The 16,967-nt window shown below is 48.2% G+C and carries 18 protein-coding genes and 1 tRNA gene; 6 read left to right on the top strand and 13 right to left on the bottom strand.

Going from position 1 to position 16,967, the window contains the following annotated elements; all coding sequences use genetic code 11:
* Positions 1 to 11: 11 nt before the first annotated feature.
* The 3 genes from rnc to JTN23_RS03410 all read left to right on the top strand — a co-directional run bounded on the left by rnc (position 12) and on the right by JTN23_RS03410 (position 3,329).
* Positions 12 to 764, top strand: coding sequence for a ribonuclease III (gene rnc, locus JTN23_RS03420; RefSeq protein ID WP_247232407.1), 753 nt, complete (start codon positions 12 to 14; stop codon positions 762 to 764).
* Positions 765 to 1,139: 375 nt separating this feature from the next.
* Positions 1,140 to 1,571 (top strand): Hsp20/alpha crystallin family protein, encoded by a 432-nt coding sequence (locus tag JTN23_RS03415; RefSeq protein ID WP_247232406.1) that lies wholly within the window; start codon positions 1,140 to 1,142, stop codon positions 1,569 to 1,571.
* A 216-nt stretch (positions 1,572 to 1,787) separates the two neighbouring features.
* Complete coding sequence (locus JTN23_RS03410) at positions 1,788 to 3,329, top strand: Do family serine endopeptidase (RefSeq protein ID WP_310586700.1); 1,542 nt, start codon at positions 1,788 to 1,790, stop codon at positions 3,327 to 3,329.
* 81 nt (positions 3,330 to 3,410) lie between these two features.
* Here the strand turns inward: JTN23_RS03410 and gmd are convergent, their stop codons facing one another.
* Entirely contained in the window at positions 3,411 to 4,523 is a 1,113-nt protein-coding gene (gmd, locus tag JTN23_RS03405; RefSeq protein ID WP_247232404.1) for a GDP-mannose 4,6-dehydratase, read from the bottom strand.
* Positions 4,524 to 4,624: 101 nt separating this feature from the next.
* A complete protein-coding gene (locus tag JTN23_RS03400; protein WP_247232403.1) occupies positions 4,625 to 5,200 on the bottom strand; it encodes an SPOR domain-containing protein in 576 nt (191 codons plus the stop codon).
* Positions 5,201 to 5,317: 117 nt separating this feature from the next.
* Here JTN23_RS03400 and murB point away from each other — a divergent pair, with 117 nt between their 5' ends.
* Positions 5,318 to 6,334, top strand: a complete 1,017-nt coding sequence (gene murB / locus JTN23_RS03395) for a UDP-N-acetylmuramate dehydrogenase (RefSeq protein WP_247232401.1) — start codon at positions 5,318 to 5,320, stop codon at positions 6,332 to 6,334.
* Positions 6,335 to 6,452: 118 nt separating this feature from the next.
* Here the strand turns inward: murB and JTN23_RS03390 are convergent, their stop codons facing one another.
* Positions 6,453 to 7,361, bottom strand: a complete 909-nt coding sequence (locus JTN23_RS03390) for an ROK family protein (RefSeq protein ID WP_247232399.1) — start codon at positions 7,359 to 7,361, stop codon at positions 6,453 to 6,455.
* A 77-nt stretch (positions 7,362 to 7,438) separates the two neighbouring features.
* Positions 7,439 to 8,146 carry an SDR family oxidoreductase gene (locus JTN23_RS03385; protein WP_247232398.1) on the bottom strand — a complete coding sequence of 236 codons (708 nt, stop codon included), beginning with the start codon at positions 8,144 to 8,146 and terminating at the stop codon, positions 7,439 to 7,441.
* A 205-nt stretch (positions 8,147 to 8,351) separates the two neighbouring features.
* Here JTN23_RS03385 and JTN23_RS03380 point away from each other — a divergent pair, with 205 nt between their 5' ends.
* Both JTN23_RS03380 and JTN23_RS03375 read left to right on the top strand, forming a co-directional pair.
* On the top strand, positions 8,352 to 9,080 hold the full coding sequence (locus JTN23_RS03380) for an MlaE family ABC transporter permease (protein WP_247232397.1): 729 nt from the start codon (positions 8,352 to 8,354) through the stop codon (positions 9,078 to 9,080).
* 37 nt (positions 9,081 to 9,117) lie between these two features.
* Positions 9,118 to 9,864 (top strand): ABC transporter ATP-binding protein, encoded by a 747-nt coding sequence (locus JTN23_RS03375; protein ID WP_247232396.1) that lies wholly within the window; start codon positions 9,118 to 9,120, stop codon positions 9,862 to 9,864.
* Between the two features lie 8 nt (positions 9,865 to 9,872).
* Here the strand turns inward: JTN23_RS03375 and JTN23_RS03370 are convergent, their stop codons facing one another.
* From JTN23_RS03370 to fabD, 9 genes are all read right to left on the bottom strand, one after another.
* Entirely contained in the window at positions 9,873 to 11,396 is a 1,524-nt protein-coding gene (locus tag JTN23_RS03370) for a lipopolysaccharide biosynthesis protein (RefSeq protein ID WP_247232395.1), read from the bottom strand.
* Between the two features lie 134 nt (positions 11,397 to 11,530).
* Complete coding sequence (locus JTN23_RS03365) at positions 11,531 to 12,139, bottom strand: TetR/AcrR family transcriptional regulator (protein ID WP_247232394.1); 609 nt, start codon at positions 12,137 to 12,139, stop codon at positions 11,531 to 11,533.
* A 454-nt stretch (positions 12,140 to 12,593) separates the two neighbouring features.
* Positions 12,594 to 12,872: a hypothetical protein gene (locus tag JTN23_RS03360; RefSeq protein ID WP_247232393.1), complete on the bottom strand. Its 279-nt coding sequence runs from the start codon at positions 12,870 to 12,872 to the stop codon at positions 12,594 to 12,596.
* A gap of 155 nt (positions 12,873 to 13,027) precedes the next feature.
* Entirely contained in the window at positions 13,028 to 13,282 is a 255-nt protein-coding gene (locus JTN23_RS03355; protein ID WP_247232391.1) for a hypothetical protein, read from the bottom strand.
* A gap of 313 nt (positions 13,283 to 13,595) precedes the next feature.
* Positions 13,596 to 13,874, bottom strand: coding sequence for a hypothetical protein (locus JTN23_RS03350; protein WP_247232390.1), 279 nt, complete (start codon positions 13,872 to 13,874; stop codon positions 13,596 to 13,598).
* 628 nt (positions 13,875 to 14,502) lie between these two features.
* Positions 14,503 to 15,030 carry a peroxiredoxin family protein gene (locus JTN23_RS03345; protein ID WP_247232389.1) on the bottom strand — a complete coding sequence of 176 codons (528 nt, stop codon included), beginning with the start codon at positions 15,028 to 15,030 and terminating at the stop codon, positions 14,503 to 14,505.
* Positions 15,031 to 15,112: 82 nt separating this feature from the next.
* Positions 15,113 to 15,586 carry a response regulator gene (locus tag JTN23_RS03340; RefSeq protein ID WP_247232388.1) on the bottom strand — a complete coding sequence of 158 codons (474 nt, stop codon included), beginning with the start codon at positions 15,584 to 15,586 and terminating at the stop codon, positions 15,113 to 15,115.
* Positions 15,587 to 15,876: 290 nt separating this feature from the next.
* A tRNA-Gln gene (locus JTN23_RS03335) sits at positions 15,877 to 15,947 on the bottom strand.
* A 67-nt stretch (positions 15,948 to 16,014) separates the two neighbouring features.
* Complete coding sequence (gene fabD, locus JTN23_RS03330) at positions 16,015 to 16,893, bottom strand: ACP S-malonyltransferase (protein ID WP_247232387.1); 879 nt, start codon at positions 16,891 to 16,893, stop codon at positions 16,015 to 16,017.
* Positions 16,894 to 16,967: the final 74 nt, after the last annotated feature.

Below are 16,967 nucleotides of genomic sequence, written 5' to 3'. Positions count from 1 at the left end.
GTACTGTTTCCTTGGCGAAGCGAGTCCTGCAACCGATTATTTCCCTCTTCAAATCTACTATTAACGACGCTGAAGAGAAGAAATTCAGGAAGGCTATCGCCCATATACTTGGCGAGCGTCCATCCAACCTAAGTGTATACCAGCTTGCTTTTCGCCATACGTCGGCCTCCAAGGAAACAGCGATCCAGGGGTTCCGGGAGTCTAACGAACGTCTTGAGTACCTGGGCGACTCGGTACTGGGTATGGTCGTAGCGGAGTTTCTGTTTACCAAGTACCCCTACAAGGACGAAGGCTTCCTGACTGAGATACGCTCCCGTATCGTCAACCGTGAAACGCTTAACCAGATTTCGCGTAAGCTGGGCCTGGACCACCTGATCGAATACGATGGCAACCGCCGCGGTATGTCGCCCCGCTCCTCTATGTACGGCGATGCTCTGGAAGCTTTTGTCGGGGCTATCTATCTGGACAAGGGCTTTAACTTCACCCGCAAGTTCATTATCAAGAAGCTCCTGGCCCACTATGACCTCGAAAACATTATCCAGAATAATGTTAACTTCAAGAGCCTGGTTATCGAATGGGCACAGCGTGAGGGAAAGGAGGTGAGATTTGAGATTGTCGAAGAACGCGGCAACCGCCACCACCGCGAGTTTATATCACGACTTTTGGTAGATGAAGAACCGTTTGCCGTAGGCAATGGCTATACCAAGAAGAAAGCCGAACAGTCGGCTGCCGAAAAAGCCTGTGAGCAACTGGAACTGAAATAGTTACTACACACCAGTTCCCATTCCTACAATACGTAGCTGATCCTCTACTAAGCTTCCTTAGAGGCTGAGGGATTTATTCCCCATGACCCACTACTAGTATGCCTTTCTATCCCGCTTGCTTAGGGACTACTTCTTCTATATCCTCTTTTTTTCGCAATCTCCCTACCATTAATTATACTGATACACTTCATTCAATTTGACACTTTTTTTTCTCGGCCATAATGGCACCTTATATAACTTTTTCTAAACTATTAACGCCATAATGTCATAAAAACAGCTATTTTTTGGTTTGGTATACCTCTTTTAAATCTGTTAGTACAATTGAAAATGTAAAAAAGTAAACAGATATAGATTAACTTAAAAGCATAAATAGCTATGAACTCAGTAGTAAAAAATGGATATGCTTATCCTACTTTATTTGAAGGCTTCTTTGGAAAAGACTCTATGAATGAGCTGTTTGCTCCTGCCTACAACGGTACCTCTCCCGCGGTCAATGTTATCGAGCATACCGAAGGCTACCGTATAGAAGTAGCAGCGCCCGGTATGCAGAAAGAAGACTTCAAGCTGGACCTGAATAACAATAAGCTGACTATTTCGGCCCAGAGGGAGCAGAAGGAAGAGAAGGAAAATATGAAGTATACCCGTCGTGAATTTAAGTATGCTTCATTTCAGCGTACATTTACTTTACCTGCCACCATTGATAGTGAAAGAATCGAAGCGACCTACACCGATGGTATCCTATCCATAGAGCTACCAAAGCGTGAGGAAGCAAAGGTAAAGCCTGTACGCCAAATTGAAATAAAGTAAGCAGTTCATCCACAGAGATGAGGTTGTACAAACGGGGGTGGTGTCAAAGCAAACAGATACCACCTCTGTTTGTTGTCATGTTAAACCTCTCATCATCATTTGGTACGATTCTTTTTCTAAGAATTTATCTTTGTTAAAATTTGTTAAATACCTCGTACAGGGGAATAGATTACTATCCTAAGTGCGTTTCGTAAATACATTATTAAACCCATTGAGATGGCTATGAAAACAAACTGGAAAGCAATAGCGCTGGTTGGGGTACTATCAAGTGCCACAACTATAGCCGGCTTCAAATTATTAGATTCTGACGGTGAGCGTGACGTAATTTTAAAAGAGTCTTCTACCGAGACTTTGCCTCGCTTTACCTCAACCGGCCTACCTGCCGGCACCCCTGGCGATTTTACATATGCAGCAGAAGTAGCAACTCCCACAGTAGTACATATTAAATCAAGTATGACGCGTCAGACTGCACGTGGCGGTCAGCAGCAATTACCAGATTTCTTCCGTGACTTCTTTGGTGATGACATGAGAGCTCAGCCCCGTGGGCCACAGCGAGGTCAGGAAGCTTCCGGGTCTGGAGTAATTATCAGTGCAGATGGATATATCGTTACTAACAACCACGTAGTTGAAGGTGCCGACCAACTGGAAGTAACGCTCTACAATAAAAGCAAAATTACGGCGAAGGTAGTCGGTACTGATCCTTCAACGGATATTGCCGTGATCAAGGTAGAGCGTAAAGACCTACCAGCTGTAGTGTTTGGTAACTCTGACGCCTTAAAGGTAGGTGAATGGGTAGTAGCCGTAGGTAACCCTTTCAACCTTGAGTCTACAGTAACAGCGGGTATTGTAAGTGCCAAAGGACGTGGTCTGGGTATCATTAGCCAGGAGTACGCTCGTAAGTTTGGTGCAAGTGGTGATTTCGAAGGTGATTCTCCCCTGGAAGCTTTTATCCAGACTGACGCGGTAGTAAACCCCGGTAATAGTGGTGGAGCACTCGTAAACCTCAGAGGTGAACTGGTAGGTATCAATACTGCCATTGCCAGCCCTACTGGTAGCTTTGCTGGTTATGCCTTTGCGGTACCTGCGGGCATTGTAAAGAAGGTATCCAGCGATATTATCAAGTATGGTGCTGTTCAGCGTGGTTACCTCGGTATCGCCCTTGACGATCTGGATAGCCGTAAAGCCGAAGAGTATGGCGTAAAAGTTAGTGAAGGTGTATATGTACGCGAATTCACTGACAATAGCGCTGCCAAGGCGGCTGGTATTGCCAAAGGAGACGTAATCGTTAAGGTAGATGGTCTGCCTATCGGTTCTATTCCTCAACTGCAGCAGGCGATCGGTCTGCACCGTCCTGGTGACAAGGTAGCTGTAACTGTTAACCGTAACGGACAGGAGAGAGATCTGACTGTAACACTCAGAAACCGTACCGGTGGATCAGATGTTATCCGTCGTGAAGAGTCAGCCAGTACACTGAGTTCTTTAGGAGCTCGCTTTGGCAACCTGAACGATCAGGAAAAGCAGCGTCTGTCACGTTATAGTGTACCTGGCGGTGTGAAAGTAACAGGCATTGAAGGCGGTAAACTAGCCCGTGCCGGTGTAGAGGAAGGCTTCATTATCACCAAGGTGAATGGTAAAGCGGTACGTTCGGTGAAAGAGCTGGATCAGGCTTTGGCTGGTAAGACTGACACTATGGTGCAGTTCGAAGGATTCTATATCGACGCGCCACGTGATGTATTTACCTTCGGTTTCCGACTGTAATAGGTTAATATAGATAAAAAGCAGCGGCCCCGATCATACGATCGGGGCCGCTGCTTTTTTATTAGTAGCTGTTAAAAGCTGTTATTCAAAATAATTCATGACGCGGTGCCCGCTGCTTTCCAGTAGTTGGTCTTTCTTGAACAGATCAAGATCTGCGCTTACCATGTCCTTCACCAGTGCAGGCAGGTCATACTTAGGCTTCCAGCCCAGCTTGGTCATAGCCTTGGTAGGATCACCGATCAGCAGCTCTACCTCCGTAGGGCGGAAGTACCGCTCATCTATACACAATATCTCTTTCCCAATCGGCAACTGATAGAGTGGATCGTTGCACTTGGCTACCACCGCTCTTTCTTTGGCGCCCTCACCTTCAAAAGTAAGCTCGATACCTACCTCAGCAAAAGCCATCTTTACAAAGTCACGGATACTGGTAGTCTGGCCGGTAGCGATCACATAGTCTTCGGGTACATCCTGCTGTAAGATCAGCCACATAGCCTCCACAAAGTCCTTGGCGTGTCCCCAGTCGCGGCGGGCATCCAGGTTACCCAGGTAGATCTTATCCTGCAGGCCCAGCGCAATACGCGCTACGGCACGGGTAATCTTGCGGGTCACGAAAGTTTCGCCACGTAGCGGTGACTCGTGATTAAAGAGGATTCCATTGACCGCGAACATATTGTAGGCTTCGCGGTAGTTGACCGTAATCCAGTAGCCGTATAGCTTGGCTACTGCATAGGGCGAACGAGGGTAAAAGGGCGTATTCTCGGACTGGGGTACTTCCTGTACCAGACCGTACAGTTCCGAGGTAGAAGCCTGGTATATCTTTGTCTTCTGCGTAAGTCCCAGCAGGCGCACCGCCTCCAGGATACGCAGTGTACCTATACCATCTACATTGGCTGTATACTCCGGTTCTTCGAAGCTCACCCGCACATGCGACATGGCTCCCAGGTTATAGATTTCGTCGGGCTGTACCTCCTGAATAATCCGGATGATGTTGGTAGAGTCACTCAGATCACCGTAGTGGAGATGAAAGCGTACGTCTTTCTCGTGCGGATCTTCGTACATATGATCAATACGCTGAGTATTGAAAAGGGAGGTACGGCGCTTGATACCGTGTACCTCATAGCCTTTACTCAATAGTAACTCAGCCAGGTAGGCTCCATCCTGCCCTGTAATACCTGTAATAAGCGCTTTCTTCATTGTAAATTAAGAAGTGGTGGGTGATCTTCCTTTATAGTATCACAAAAATAAACATCCGGCCGACAATCATGGCCTTAAATTAGTGAGTGGTCATTGGGCTGTTACTCCTTAGTAGCCTCAGCGGTAGCTCCAATCTGCAGCCCTTTCTTAATTTCTACCCGATCAGCCAGAATAACTGACGAAGGATACTGCTGGCGTATCTGGTCCAGGTACTGCTCGGCATCGGCCCGGTACATAAAATCCCCGGCTTTGACCCGATAGGTAGGCTGCGAGTACGATACGTAAGGAATCAGGTCCGGGAACATCTGGTATATGTAGGCTTTGGCAGCCTCGGCCTCCCCACGGGTATTTCCAACATACAGCTGTATACGATACCCATTGATATACTTGATGGCTTTGTTCTGACTGTACATGGTATCCAGTACTGCCTCCAGCCGCTTGTTGATGTACAGCGGCTTGTCGTCTTTGGCCGATGGCTTACGCACCGGTTCTTTACGCTCAGCAGCCTTTTCTTTCTCTATGGCAGGCTCTACGTACGAGTACCTGGGACGTACGTTCGACAGATCTTCCTTATACGTACTGCCTGAGGCAGCGGCTACTCCCCGGCGGCTACAGCCAGACATCCCTACTACTCCGACTCCCAGAATAAGCAAGGCTATTAATCTAATGCGTATCATACCACAGTCATATTCAAGATTAATGTACAAACATAACCAAAAATGGATTAACATTCCCAGCTGGCATATTGTTGTGCTCCTATTCTTACCTTTGCCCCGTCAAAGTATTCATAGTGTATGCAGTTATTAGAAAACGTTTCCCTACGTCCTTACAATACATTCGGTCTGGAAGCCAAAGCCCGGTATTTTGTAGAAGTAACCACAGCCGACGAGCTACGTCAGCTCCTGCAGAACCCCCGCTGGCAGCAGGTACCCAAGTGGATTCTGGGCGGTGGTAGTAATGTATTGCTGACCCAGGATGTGGATGCCCTGGTAATCCGGATTGCCATTAAAGGTATGGAGGTAGTCAAAGAGGACGATGAGCATGTGTACCTTCGGGTAGGGGCGGGTGAAGTATGGCACGAGCTGGTTCTGCATACGGTGGAGGCCGGCTACTCCGGCCTGGAGAACCTGTCGCTGATACCGGGTACGGTAGGGGCAGCTCCCATGCAGAACATCGGTGCCTATGGCGTGGAGATCAAAGAGGTATTTGAAGAGCTGGAAGCCGTACATATCGAAACGGCGCAGGCTCGACGCTTTAAAGCTGATGAGTGTAACTTTGGCTACCGGGAGAGCGTATTTAAGCGCGACCTGCGCGGGCAGTATATTATTACGGCCGTGACCTTCCGTGTCAACAAGGTACCGGCTTTTCAGGTATCCTACGGGGATATTCAGAAGACCCTGGCCGAGATGAATGTACAGGAGCTGAGTACCCGCGCGATCAGCGAAGCCGTTATCCGGATACGCCAGAGCAAACTCCCCGACCCCACCCAGATTGGTAATGCGGGCAGCTTCTTTAAGAATCCTGAGATACCCAAAGCCCAGTACGACCAGCTCAAGCAAGAGTACCCTGAACTTCCGGGCTACGTTACGGCTCCGGATAAGATCAAAGTACCGGCTGGCTGGCTTATCGAACAGGCCGGCTGGAAGGGCTTTCGGGAGGGGCAGGTGGGTGTACATGCCCGTCAGGCCCTGGTACTGGTCAACTACGGCGGTGGTACCGGCGAGCAGATCAAAGCCCTGGCTGAGCGGGTACAGGCCTCGGTAGAAGCCAAGTTTGGTATTAAGCTTACACCAGAGGTAAATTTTATCTAGCTACTGGGAAATCAGGAGGTTAGGTATCCGCCTTCTTTTACATAAGTTCTAACAAAAGAGCGGCGACAGGAATACATAAGTATCTGTCGCCGCTTTTTATATAGCGTATATACTTTTCTTAGTCAAAGCAAAGAGAAGCAGCTCCCAGCAGACCAGCGTCATTGGCCAGGGTAGCTCTCTTTACAACCAAGGTCTTCTCATAGTAAGGGGTCAGCCAGTAGTGCAGGCGCTCATTAACCGCAGGCATAATATACTCAAAAGAGGCTGATATTCCACCGCCGATCAGAACGGTAGTGATATCCAGAATCCGTATCATGGCTACCAGACCATCACCCAGCATATAACCCATCTCATCAAATATCTGCTTGGCCAGCTCGTCACCTTCGCCCGCGGCTGCTACCAGCCCGGTAGTAGAGATAGTACCATCGGCAGGTAGTTGAGTCTGCCCGGTGTACTTGCTACGCATTTCGTTAGCCATATCCAGCAGCTCTTTCTTACCTATATTACGCTCCAGTACCCGGCTATTCTTTGAAGGAATGTGGCCCGGCTCCATCGCGTTACCACCTCCTCCTTTGAATACTTTTTTGTCTATGATGGCAGCACCGCCTACACCTGTTCCCAGCGTTACGAATATGTAGTCTTCGGGCAGCTTTTCTTCACCAAAGTAGTATTCGCCCAGAGCCGCAGCATTAGCATCGTTCTCCAGGTAAAACTCGTGGTTGGGGAAGCGTTTCTTTAGATCGGGTACTATAGTAATTCCGTCTATTTCGGGAATGGCAGTAATTTCGAGCAGAGTGGTACGATCGCGGGTAATCAAACCAGGTACGCCAATTCCTACACGCCTTACGCTGGGGTATTCATTAAGCTGGAGTGAGATAGCGTCACCAAGACGCTCTATAAAGTGACCTGACTTACGCCAGCTGGCTGTATCGTGGCTGTAAAAATTTGAAATTCGTCCATTTGTAGCGTCCACGATTCCCATTTTTACGTTGGTTCCGCCTACATCTATGCCGAGGTATTGTTCCATTTAGAAAAAGAGTATGGTAGGGAAGTTTATTATTTTCAGACCGAAAGTTAGTTATTTCTGCTACATTCACCACTATTTCAGCCAATGTCGCCTAGCTGAGGACGCATTAATATATCCTCTACCACCGCACCCGGCGACAGATGATAAACGGCCCAGACTGTCTCTGCCACGTCTTCTGCCTTCATAAATCGCTCCTCCGGCAGGTCAGTACCTTCCCAGCTGCTGGTCAGGGTAGCACCGGGCAGTATAGCTGTGACTTTGACACCAAAAGGCTTCATTTCTTCGCGCAGCACCTTAGTCATTCCGTGCAGAGCAAACTTGGAGATGCAGTACGACCCCCCGTTGGGATAAGCGGTGATACTGGCCGTCGAGCACATATTGAACACGTGCCCTTTCCTTCGCTCCATCATGGTCGGGATGAGGCCGCGGGTAAGGTGGTACGCGCTGTACACATTGGTTTCAATGGTTTTCTCCAGCACTCCTTCCTCCTCGTTATGAATCTGCCCCGGCATGAATACGCCCGTATTATTGACGAGTACATCTACCGGCCTTTCCAGCGAATGCACAAAGGTAATAAAATTATCAAGGTCGCTCCGGACCGACAGGTCGGCCTGCTGACATAGTATACGTCCACCGGCAAGTTGGGAGACCTCCTGCTGCAACACCGCCAGATCCTGCTCATTTCTGGCGCAGGTAACTACGTCGAAGCCGCCCCTCACAAACCGTTCCACTAATGCCCTGCCTATACCTTTCGTGCCCCCCGTAACTACTGCTAATGGGTTCATTGTACTGTTTAGATCTATTTTTTTTCTAATTTTCCCGAAAATATGGGATATAGTTTGAACTAGCGTGGTTATTGAGTCAGAATATCCGAGAATCTTCAATTTTTAGATGTAAAGATCTGCCCGGCGCAGGATTACTAGTTCTCATTGTTGATAATACCTCATCTATCTGTTTATATACTTAATTAAAAATTGATCTACGGGTCCGATGGTTACCATAGGTAAATATTTCGTTTTCTTAGGATACCTTTTTACACGTCGTGAAAAGCTATCCGTGTACTGGCGGCGCTTCATGGAAGAGGCTGTCAATATTGGTGTTAACTCTGTCTTCATCGTATCCATTGTTTCCACTTTTATCGGGGCCGTATCCTGTATCCAGACAGCCTACAACCTGGTGAGCCCTTTCATACCTGTGTCTACAGTGGCCCTGATCGTACGGGATATGGAGATTCTGGAGCTGGCTCCTACCATTACGTGTGTAGTACTGGCCGGTAAGGTAGGCTCCAATATCGCCGGTGAGCTGGGTACCATGCGTATTACCGAGCAGGTGGATGCGCTGGAAGTAATGGGTATCAACTCGGCCTCCTACCTGGTACTTCCCAAGGTACTAGCCGCCATGGTCACCTTTCCGATGCTGGTCATTCTGTCGGCGTTTCTGGGTATACTGGGCGGGTACCTGGCCGGCACACTTACCGGTGTCATCTCACCCAAAGATTATGTATCGGGAATCCGCAATGCGTTTGTCCCTTACAATATCTTTTTCATGTGTGTAAAGCCCTTTGTATTCGGCTTTCTGATCTCAACGATTTCTTCGTATAAGGGGTATTATACCAAAGGAGGAGCCCTTGAAGTAGGGCAGTCAAGTACACAAGCTGTGACCAATAGCTGTATAGCCATACTGGTAGCCGACTATTTACTGGCTCAACTTTTTCTATAAAAAGCTGAAGCTAACTACTTACTGACTTAGCTGTATTATGATAGAATTAAGAGATGTAGCCAAGGCTTTTAACGGCAACGAGGTACTGAAAGGAGTAAGTGCTACGCTAAAAAAAGGAGAGACCAACCTGATCATCGGAGGGAGTGGTACTGGCAAGAGTGTATTGCTGAAGTGCATTATCGGGCTTATCAAGCCCGACCGGGGACAAATCCTGTACGATGGGCGTGACTTTTACCGCTGTGACGACGAAGAAAAGCAGGCCATCCGACGTGAGATGGGGGTACTTTTCCAGGGAGGGGCCCTGTTTGATTCCAAGACGGTGGAGCAGAATGTACGCTTCCCGCTGGATATGCTTACCAATCAAAATGAGGATGAAAAGCGGGAGCGGGTGCAGTTTTGTCTGCAGCGCGTAGGGCTGGAAAAAGCCGGCGACCGTATGCCTTCGGAGATCAGTGGGGGTATGAAAAAGCGCGTAGCGATAGCCCGCGCCATAGTGATGAATCCCAAGTACCTGTTTTGTGACGAGCCCAACTCGGGCCTGGACCCACTGACGGCGGTAAAGATAGACGAGCTGATTCAGGAGATAACGGAAGAGTACCAGATCACTACGCTGGTGATCACGCATGATATGAACTCCGTAATGGAGATAGGCCAGAACGTCATATTCCTGTACAAGGGCCTCAAGCTATGGGAAGGCGACAACACGACCCTAACCAACTCCAATGTACTCGAGCTCAATGAGTTTATCTTTGCCAATAAGCTCCTGCGCGACCAGGCGCCTTAACAGGTACCTTATTCAGCCCGGCTCCCCAGCATCCGGCGAAAGCGCAGGGGCAGGGAGTCTTTCTCTACCAGTAAGGTTCCTACCAGAAATACGGTAAACAGGAGCATGTGGTAGGGTACAGCTATCCATAGGTTACTGATGGTGAACAGAGAACTACCGTAAATCAGCAATCCGCCAGCCACCATGTACCCGATTGCCGAGCCCACCTGGTAGGGCACCGGGTAGTACTTCTGGCCGAAGTAGTAGCAAAGGCTCATCATCAGAAGGCCCGACCCGGCAAAGGCCAGCGCACATCCCAAATACCCCAGTTGAGGCACCAGGAAGAAGTTTAGGGCAGCGGTAGTAGCTGCTCCCGTTATAGTAATATACGTACCGTACTGGGTCTTGTCGGTAAGCTTAAACCAGGCCGCCAGGTTATAGTATATACCCAGAAACAGGAAGCCCAGCAACAGCCAGGGTACTATGGCGAGCCCTTCGTGATAGATCTTCTTGCGGAGGAATAGCTCGGCCAGCAGGTCCAGATTCAGGCATATACCTACCCACATCACTACGCAAATAATGATAAACCACTTCATGACCTCTGCAAATACCGGAGGAGCGTTCTTGTCTTCGGCCTTGGAGAAGAAGAAGGGCTCGGCGGCATACTTGAAGGCCTGAATGGCCAGGTTCATAAAGATAGACAGCTTAAAGCACTGCCCGTATATACCAATGGCCTCTTTGGTAGTGCGCCCGGCATAAAAGCCATCCGGCAGGAGGTACTGCAGGGCCATCCGGTCGAAGAGATAGTTGGTTACGGCTGCCAGGTTCATGATCAGGATCGGAAAGGCATATACCCACACCGGCTTAAACAGCTCCATACTGAACACAAAGCGGAAGTCCATAAACTCCCGGCGCAGCAGCCAGAAGAACATCAGGTTGGCGATAAGATTGGCCAGTATGATATAGCCGGGAGCTATGGCCGGATCATAAAAAAGGTCAACAGCGGGTTTCAGCATGGTGAGGTACTGTCCCTGATAAATATCCCGGCAAACGACCAGAAAGAATATATTAAGCCCGATGTTGATCAGGATATTGGCTACGCGGGCCATAACAAATTTCTTGCCCTTCTTTTCCAGACGCAGGCGCGCAAAAGGAATAGAGACAATTCCATCCGTAGCCATAATAATGGCCATCCAGCGCACCAGTAGTACATCGTCAGGGTATTGTATAAACTCCGCTGCCTGCTCCGCAAACACGAACATCAGCCCCGAGAAGAAAACACTGACCAGGATAACGGCGCTCAGAATTAGATTATAGTACTTCTGCTGGTCGTTTTCTTTACGGGCAAAGCGGAAATAAGCCGTTTCCATACCAAATGTGTATATCACCAGCGACAGGCCGGCGTAGGCATACAGCTGTACCTGCACACTCAACTGATCAGGCCTGAACAACTGCGTATGCAGGATTACCAGCAGGTAGTTGAGTAGCCTGCCCAGCATGGTACTTACTCCGTAGGTTGCCGTTTCGCCCGCTAATTTTTTAAGAACACTCATATCACCGTATTACCTCTCTATTGAAGGTTGCAAATATACGCCTACCTGCTCCTAAATATCCTATCCGCTTGTACACAAAAAATCCTCCCCCCGATCAGGAGGAGGAGCTATCAAAGTAATTGTCTGTAAGCAGACTACTTGCTGCTTCCTACAAGAATAGATTCCAGTGCTCTTTCAATACGCTCCCATCCTTCTTCTGACTGTATGTCTATATCCGCTAATCTTTCCCGGTAGTCTGCGGCTAATGTAGAGTAGTATACTGCTCCGATCATCAATGCCAGCAGAGCATTGGTATCCTCAACGCCGGGAATGGGTCCGATCTTCTCCATCCATTTCGCTGCTACTTCGTCGCGCGCGTCCGTCAGAGATGATTTGCCGGCACCTATTTCCCATCTGAGCAGGTCGCGGGTAGCTTTTCGGGCACGCAGGTCACGCATCATTATGGTGAATGCTTTGGCCCATGCCTTACCACGATCTTCGGGAGCGGGTGTAGGGAAGTTTTCAATAAACTCGGTGCCCATGGTAGAGGCATACTGCCCGGCTTTCACGTATTGTTCCATCAACCCGTCCACACCACCAAAATACCGGTAGATAAGGACTTTATTCACACCTGCCGTACGAGCAATGAGGTTAACACCTACTTTCTCGGTGCCATATTGCTCTACTACTTCTCCGACAGCCTTCAGAATTTTGTTTTTGGTACGCTCGCGGTCGCGCTTTTTTACTTTCAATTGTGTAGCCATTTTTAGTGGGTTATTAAGCGTGTATGATTTAAGATAGAAGAGATACTCATAGATAGTCGGGGGGGTATGGTTATTATATACGATAAAAAGACAGAGTCGGGTGAGTAATGGCTACTTTTTTAATATAACGATTTTTGTAATGTTAGCGGTAAATCTTACTATGTCAATATTTAAGAAAAATAAGACACAAAAATGACACCAAACTGCTGCTATGGCAGCAGTATTCACAAACTTTATTCTGTCGAATAAATTTTATGAGGCTCCCAGTGAGCAACCTTGTCTGATTTTGAATGGTGCAGATAAGATATTACCTCTTTCTTAGAAAAAAAGGGCCAGCCAAAGAGCGTCCCTCAGGCACTGCCAGCTTGCTTCTATACCTTCTACTTTATATATGTGTTTTAACGCTTACCTCTGAGTATGAGCGCAACTCAGGCCTGCTAACAGGCACAACAAACTACTTCCTGGACTTAAGGTAAGGATGGTACAGCCACTTAGCCATTTGCTTGAGTATTTCCCGTACCTCTTCCTGAGGGGCATCCTGGTATACTTCTACTAGTTCCACAAAGGCAGGGAGCTCCCCGATCTGAATACGAAGCTTTTTCGATCGGGCCGTCGGCTCTTCATTCAATAAAACGACGCGGGCTGTACAAGCCGGATTCCGGGCATGTATAACGTAGGGTACGGTATTGCGGGCCGATCGGTTCTGTGTAATGAGGAAACGGGGTATTCTCATGGTAGGGTCTACTAATCACGACACAAGATGAGAATAATAAAGCAATAATAAAAGCAAAATACGACGGGAGTCATGTAGTAGTAGCCCGGAGGTAACCAGAGTGGGTGTTTGTTACTAAGCAGGCCCTTTTTGAGTAAGAGCCAAAGCAGGAGAGACTAGCAGTCGGGTCGGAAGCGCTCTTCGATTGCCTTCTCGAACTCGTTCCTTCCTTCGTAGGTAGTCAGTATCTCTCTGAGGGCCGGGGCGGTCAGGTGCATATCCGTTACGGTACCTACTTCATTTTTGATTAGACACGCCAGCCAATCGCTCTTCTGATCAATCTCTACCGTAAAGGTACAGTTGTAGGTAGAAAGTATATCCTGAAGAAGCTCCTCAAACTGCCTTTGCTCCTGAGTAGTAATTGTATTCATGCAATGGTACCTAAATCGTGTGTGAGTTATTTTTAGTTTTTGATTAGTACATAACTACCCAAAGGGTAAGTAATATGTTTTTAAAAAATTACTACTACCAGCTACAGGAGCGTCACTGGCAGTAGCAGATTTTCAGTAAGTACGTAATCCTTTTGTTTACAACATACCTTTCTCCTCATATCGCTATCTCCTGTTGCTTTCAAGGAATTTCATCCTGAAAACCGTTGTATGCATTCTTAGGTAGCGCTTCTGTTAGCGTACACCGGAACTACCAGGGACTTCATGGCAGCCTGCTGATGTGCCTCAGCCCCTCCTACCGCTGCTTGGTCAGATGGGTATAGTAGTACCACTCAGCCATACGCACGAGGTTCTTCTTAACGAGTTCCTGATCATCACTTTCCGAATACACTACCTCCAATAGTATTGGGAGCTGCCTACGGACCTGCACGGTCAAGTACTCCGACGTGTACGCATCCATTTCAGCGTGTGTACGGAATTCTTTGATCAGGGCAGTGAGCCGTGGGTTATACTCGCAAATAATAAAGGCCGCCCGGGTATCCGAAGCGGCCTCAAACCTATACTTATTTGGCATTAATAATCTTTAATGTGAACTATTCATAAGTTCATTTAGTCAGGGTTGAACTATAATAATGCGAACTTTTCTCTGGAGCTACTCTTCTTCCTGAGGAGACTACCAAAGCCAGGGTGGATGTGCCCTTAAGGGTACATCCCACTCTCATTCTACCTCATTGGGGGAGCGCATCGAGGCCTTCCACCATGAGGGCATTACCGTCTTCAGATTGATTTCACTATGTACTTGCCAGTTGTTTGACCAGTGGCGCTGCTTGGGTGTAGACAGATAGCTTTCTAAGATTATATACCTTCCTTGGCTATCCGGGTATAGGTGTTAACCTGCTTTGCTGTTTTCCATAAAAAAACCTCTGTTAATCCTGAAGATTTACTAAAAGCTTATTTTCTGAAACAGAAGAGGAGGTTTAATATGGCTTCTAAAAAGGAGTCAAAGAATTTAGTCTGCAAATTAATAAATAACTGTTTAATAATCTAGCAAATACGTAAAATTACGTAGCACCTGGCATTGAACAGGTCAGTTCGTTTTCCAAATGTAGTAGTAGGTGAGTAATATACAAGCTATTTACAGGCACGTTGGGTCTATTTTGCCTGCTTTACCCCCAAAGCAGGAGCTTCTGGACTTGCAAACGCTACTTTGCAGAGAGTAGCGCTATGAATTGGGCCGCCTCTTCCGGGGTAGCGATAGCTCCACAGCGGTTGTATCGGACCCGGCCGTCGCGGTCTATAACTATGGTGGTAGGCATGCAGCTGAAGCCGAACAGGTTGGGGCCGGTATAGTTCATAAAGTCTACTTTTTCGAGTACCTCGTACTTGACCGGGTACTTGGTTAGCCAGGTTTTAAGCTGCTCACCGCCGTTCATGGTTATGGCCACAAACCGGACTCCCTTGCTTTTGAGCCTTTCGCTCATTTTGTTCATAGTCTCCCGCTCCATCTCCCGGCCTTTGCTGCCTATGTTCCAGAAGTTGAGTACAATCACCTCGCCCTTCATATGATCCAGGCTGATCGTGCGGCCATCAATGGTGTTGAAAGTAAGACTTGGAGCATCGGTACCTACGGTAAAGGGGGACGTAGGTACACGTCGTGGGAGTTGCTCCTGCGCCGAGCTAAACGATAGGGTACTTGTCCATACCACCAGTACTAGTAGGAATTTGACCATGGCTTCGGAGCTTTAGGAGTTACTACTAGTACAATAACTATATAATATAGAATAAGTTGTAGTTATTGCCTAATGCGTCCAATCAGGATAGAGGAAGGAGCACCGTGTCCCACCAGTAACGCCGCACCGCGTGGAAGATCTGGAGCCAGCAGCCTGCACCACCTGATCTGACCATATAAGCCGAGCACCCGAGCCCGTACGCCTCCCGCACATCGGCCTGATCGGCCGAATCGCTCAGTACTACTACGGGTATATTTCGGTAGGGAGCCTCATCCTCTTTCAACTCCTGCAGCCACTGTTTCCGTTGAAGATCCCGCCTTTGAAAAAAGTCCAGCAGAATCAGTTTGGGGAGGGCCTTTCGGTTGCTTTGCCACTCGGCCAGTAGAACGTACGCCTGCGGCAGGTCCTCTGCTATCACCAGCTCTACTTCGGGCAGGCTTTGCCGTAAGGCTGCTTTGATACCAGTCCACGCCTGTCCATCATCCGCGGCGATCAGTAGTAGCCGGGCCTGGTGAAAATTAACAGGTAAGTAACCGTATTCCTGACTAGTAGCCATAGATCAATGGAGGGACCAGAGTCACAGATGTATCAGAGGGAGGTACAATGAGCAGAAGTCGCTTACTGTATTTCGCTAGTATGAACCGATTATCCAGCCGCACTACCTCAAAAGCATAGCAGCAAACGTATGACAGGAAACCTGGATAATCAGATAAGTACTATTAAACCTAATGTAATGATAGAAAATAACTAGCACTAAATCAATAGCTGTGAAGAACAGCGAAGGGGAGGCCTGAAAAAGCAAAAATCCGCTCACATTGCTGTAAGCGGATTTTCTTGTTTGTTCTGTTGGCCGACAAGGACTCGAACCCTGAATAAGACAACCAAAATGTCCTGTGTTACCATTACACCATCGGCCAGAACCGAAATTGTGATGCAAAAGTACAGCTCAAATTAATTGCTGTCAAGTCCTACTCGAAAAAAAATTTAAATACTTGCAACTTCTACTCCGCCGGCGATCTTTTTCACTAGTCCCTGCAGTACTTTACCGGGTCCACATTCCACAAATACGGTAGCGCCGTCAGCCACCATCTGCTCTACCGATTGGGTCCAGCGTACCGGAGCGGTCAGCTGAGCAATCAGATTAGCCTTAATGGCATTTACATCGGTAGAAGGCATAGCGTTGACGTTTTGATAGATGGGGCAGCGGGGCGAGCTGAAGGTAGTATTCTCGATCGCCTGAGCCAGTTCCTCACGCGCAGGTTGCATCAGAGGCGAGTGAAAGGCTCCACCTACCTGCAGCAGCAGGGCTCGCTTGGCTCCGGCGGCTTTGAGCTTCTCGCACGCCAGGTTTACTCCTTCTACCGTACCCGATATGACTACCTGGCCGGGGCAGTTGTAGTTGGCAGGTACCACTACTTCGCCTTCGATGGAGGCACAGATATCTTCAATGGTTTTATCATCAAGGCCGAGGATAGCCGCCATCGTAGAGGGACGTACCTCACAGGCCTTCTGCATAGCATCGGCACGCTGCGCTACCAGGCGGAGTCCATCTTCAAAAGAAAGTCCTCCGGCCGCTACCAGCGCCGAAAACTCACCCAGCGAATGGCCTGCTACCATATCAGGTGCAAAGTCAGGTGCTACCATGGCTAGTGCTACCGAGTGAATAAATATGGCCGGTTGGGTTACGTTGGTCTGCTTGAGCTCCTCGTCCGTTCCTTCAAACATGGTTTTGGTAATCTCGAAGCCCAGGATCTGGTTGGCCTGATCAAACAGAGCCTTTGCCTGCTCAGACGACTGGTACAGGTCAGCTCCCATACCTTTAAACTGTGATCCCTGACCCGGAAATACGTACGCCTTTTTCATAGATTTCTATCAATAGTTAAACAGATTGCTTTCAACAAAATAGCCCGGCTCTACTAAACCGGGCTACAAAATAA

Source organism: Telluribacter roseus, assembly GCF_017355915.2.
In the GTDB taxonomy this organism is placed as follows: domain Bacteria; phylum Bacteroidota; class Bacteroidia; order Cytophagales; family Spirosomataceae; genus Telluribacter.
This window is presented reverse-complemented; position numbering and strand designations above follow the sequence as displayed.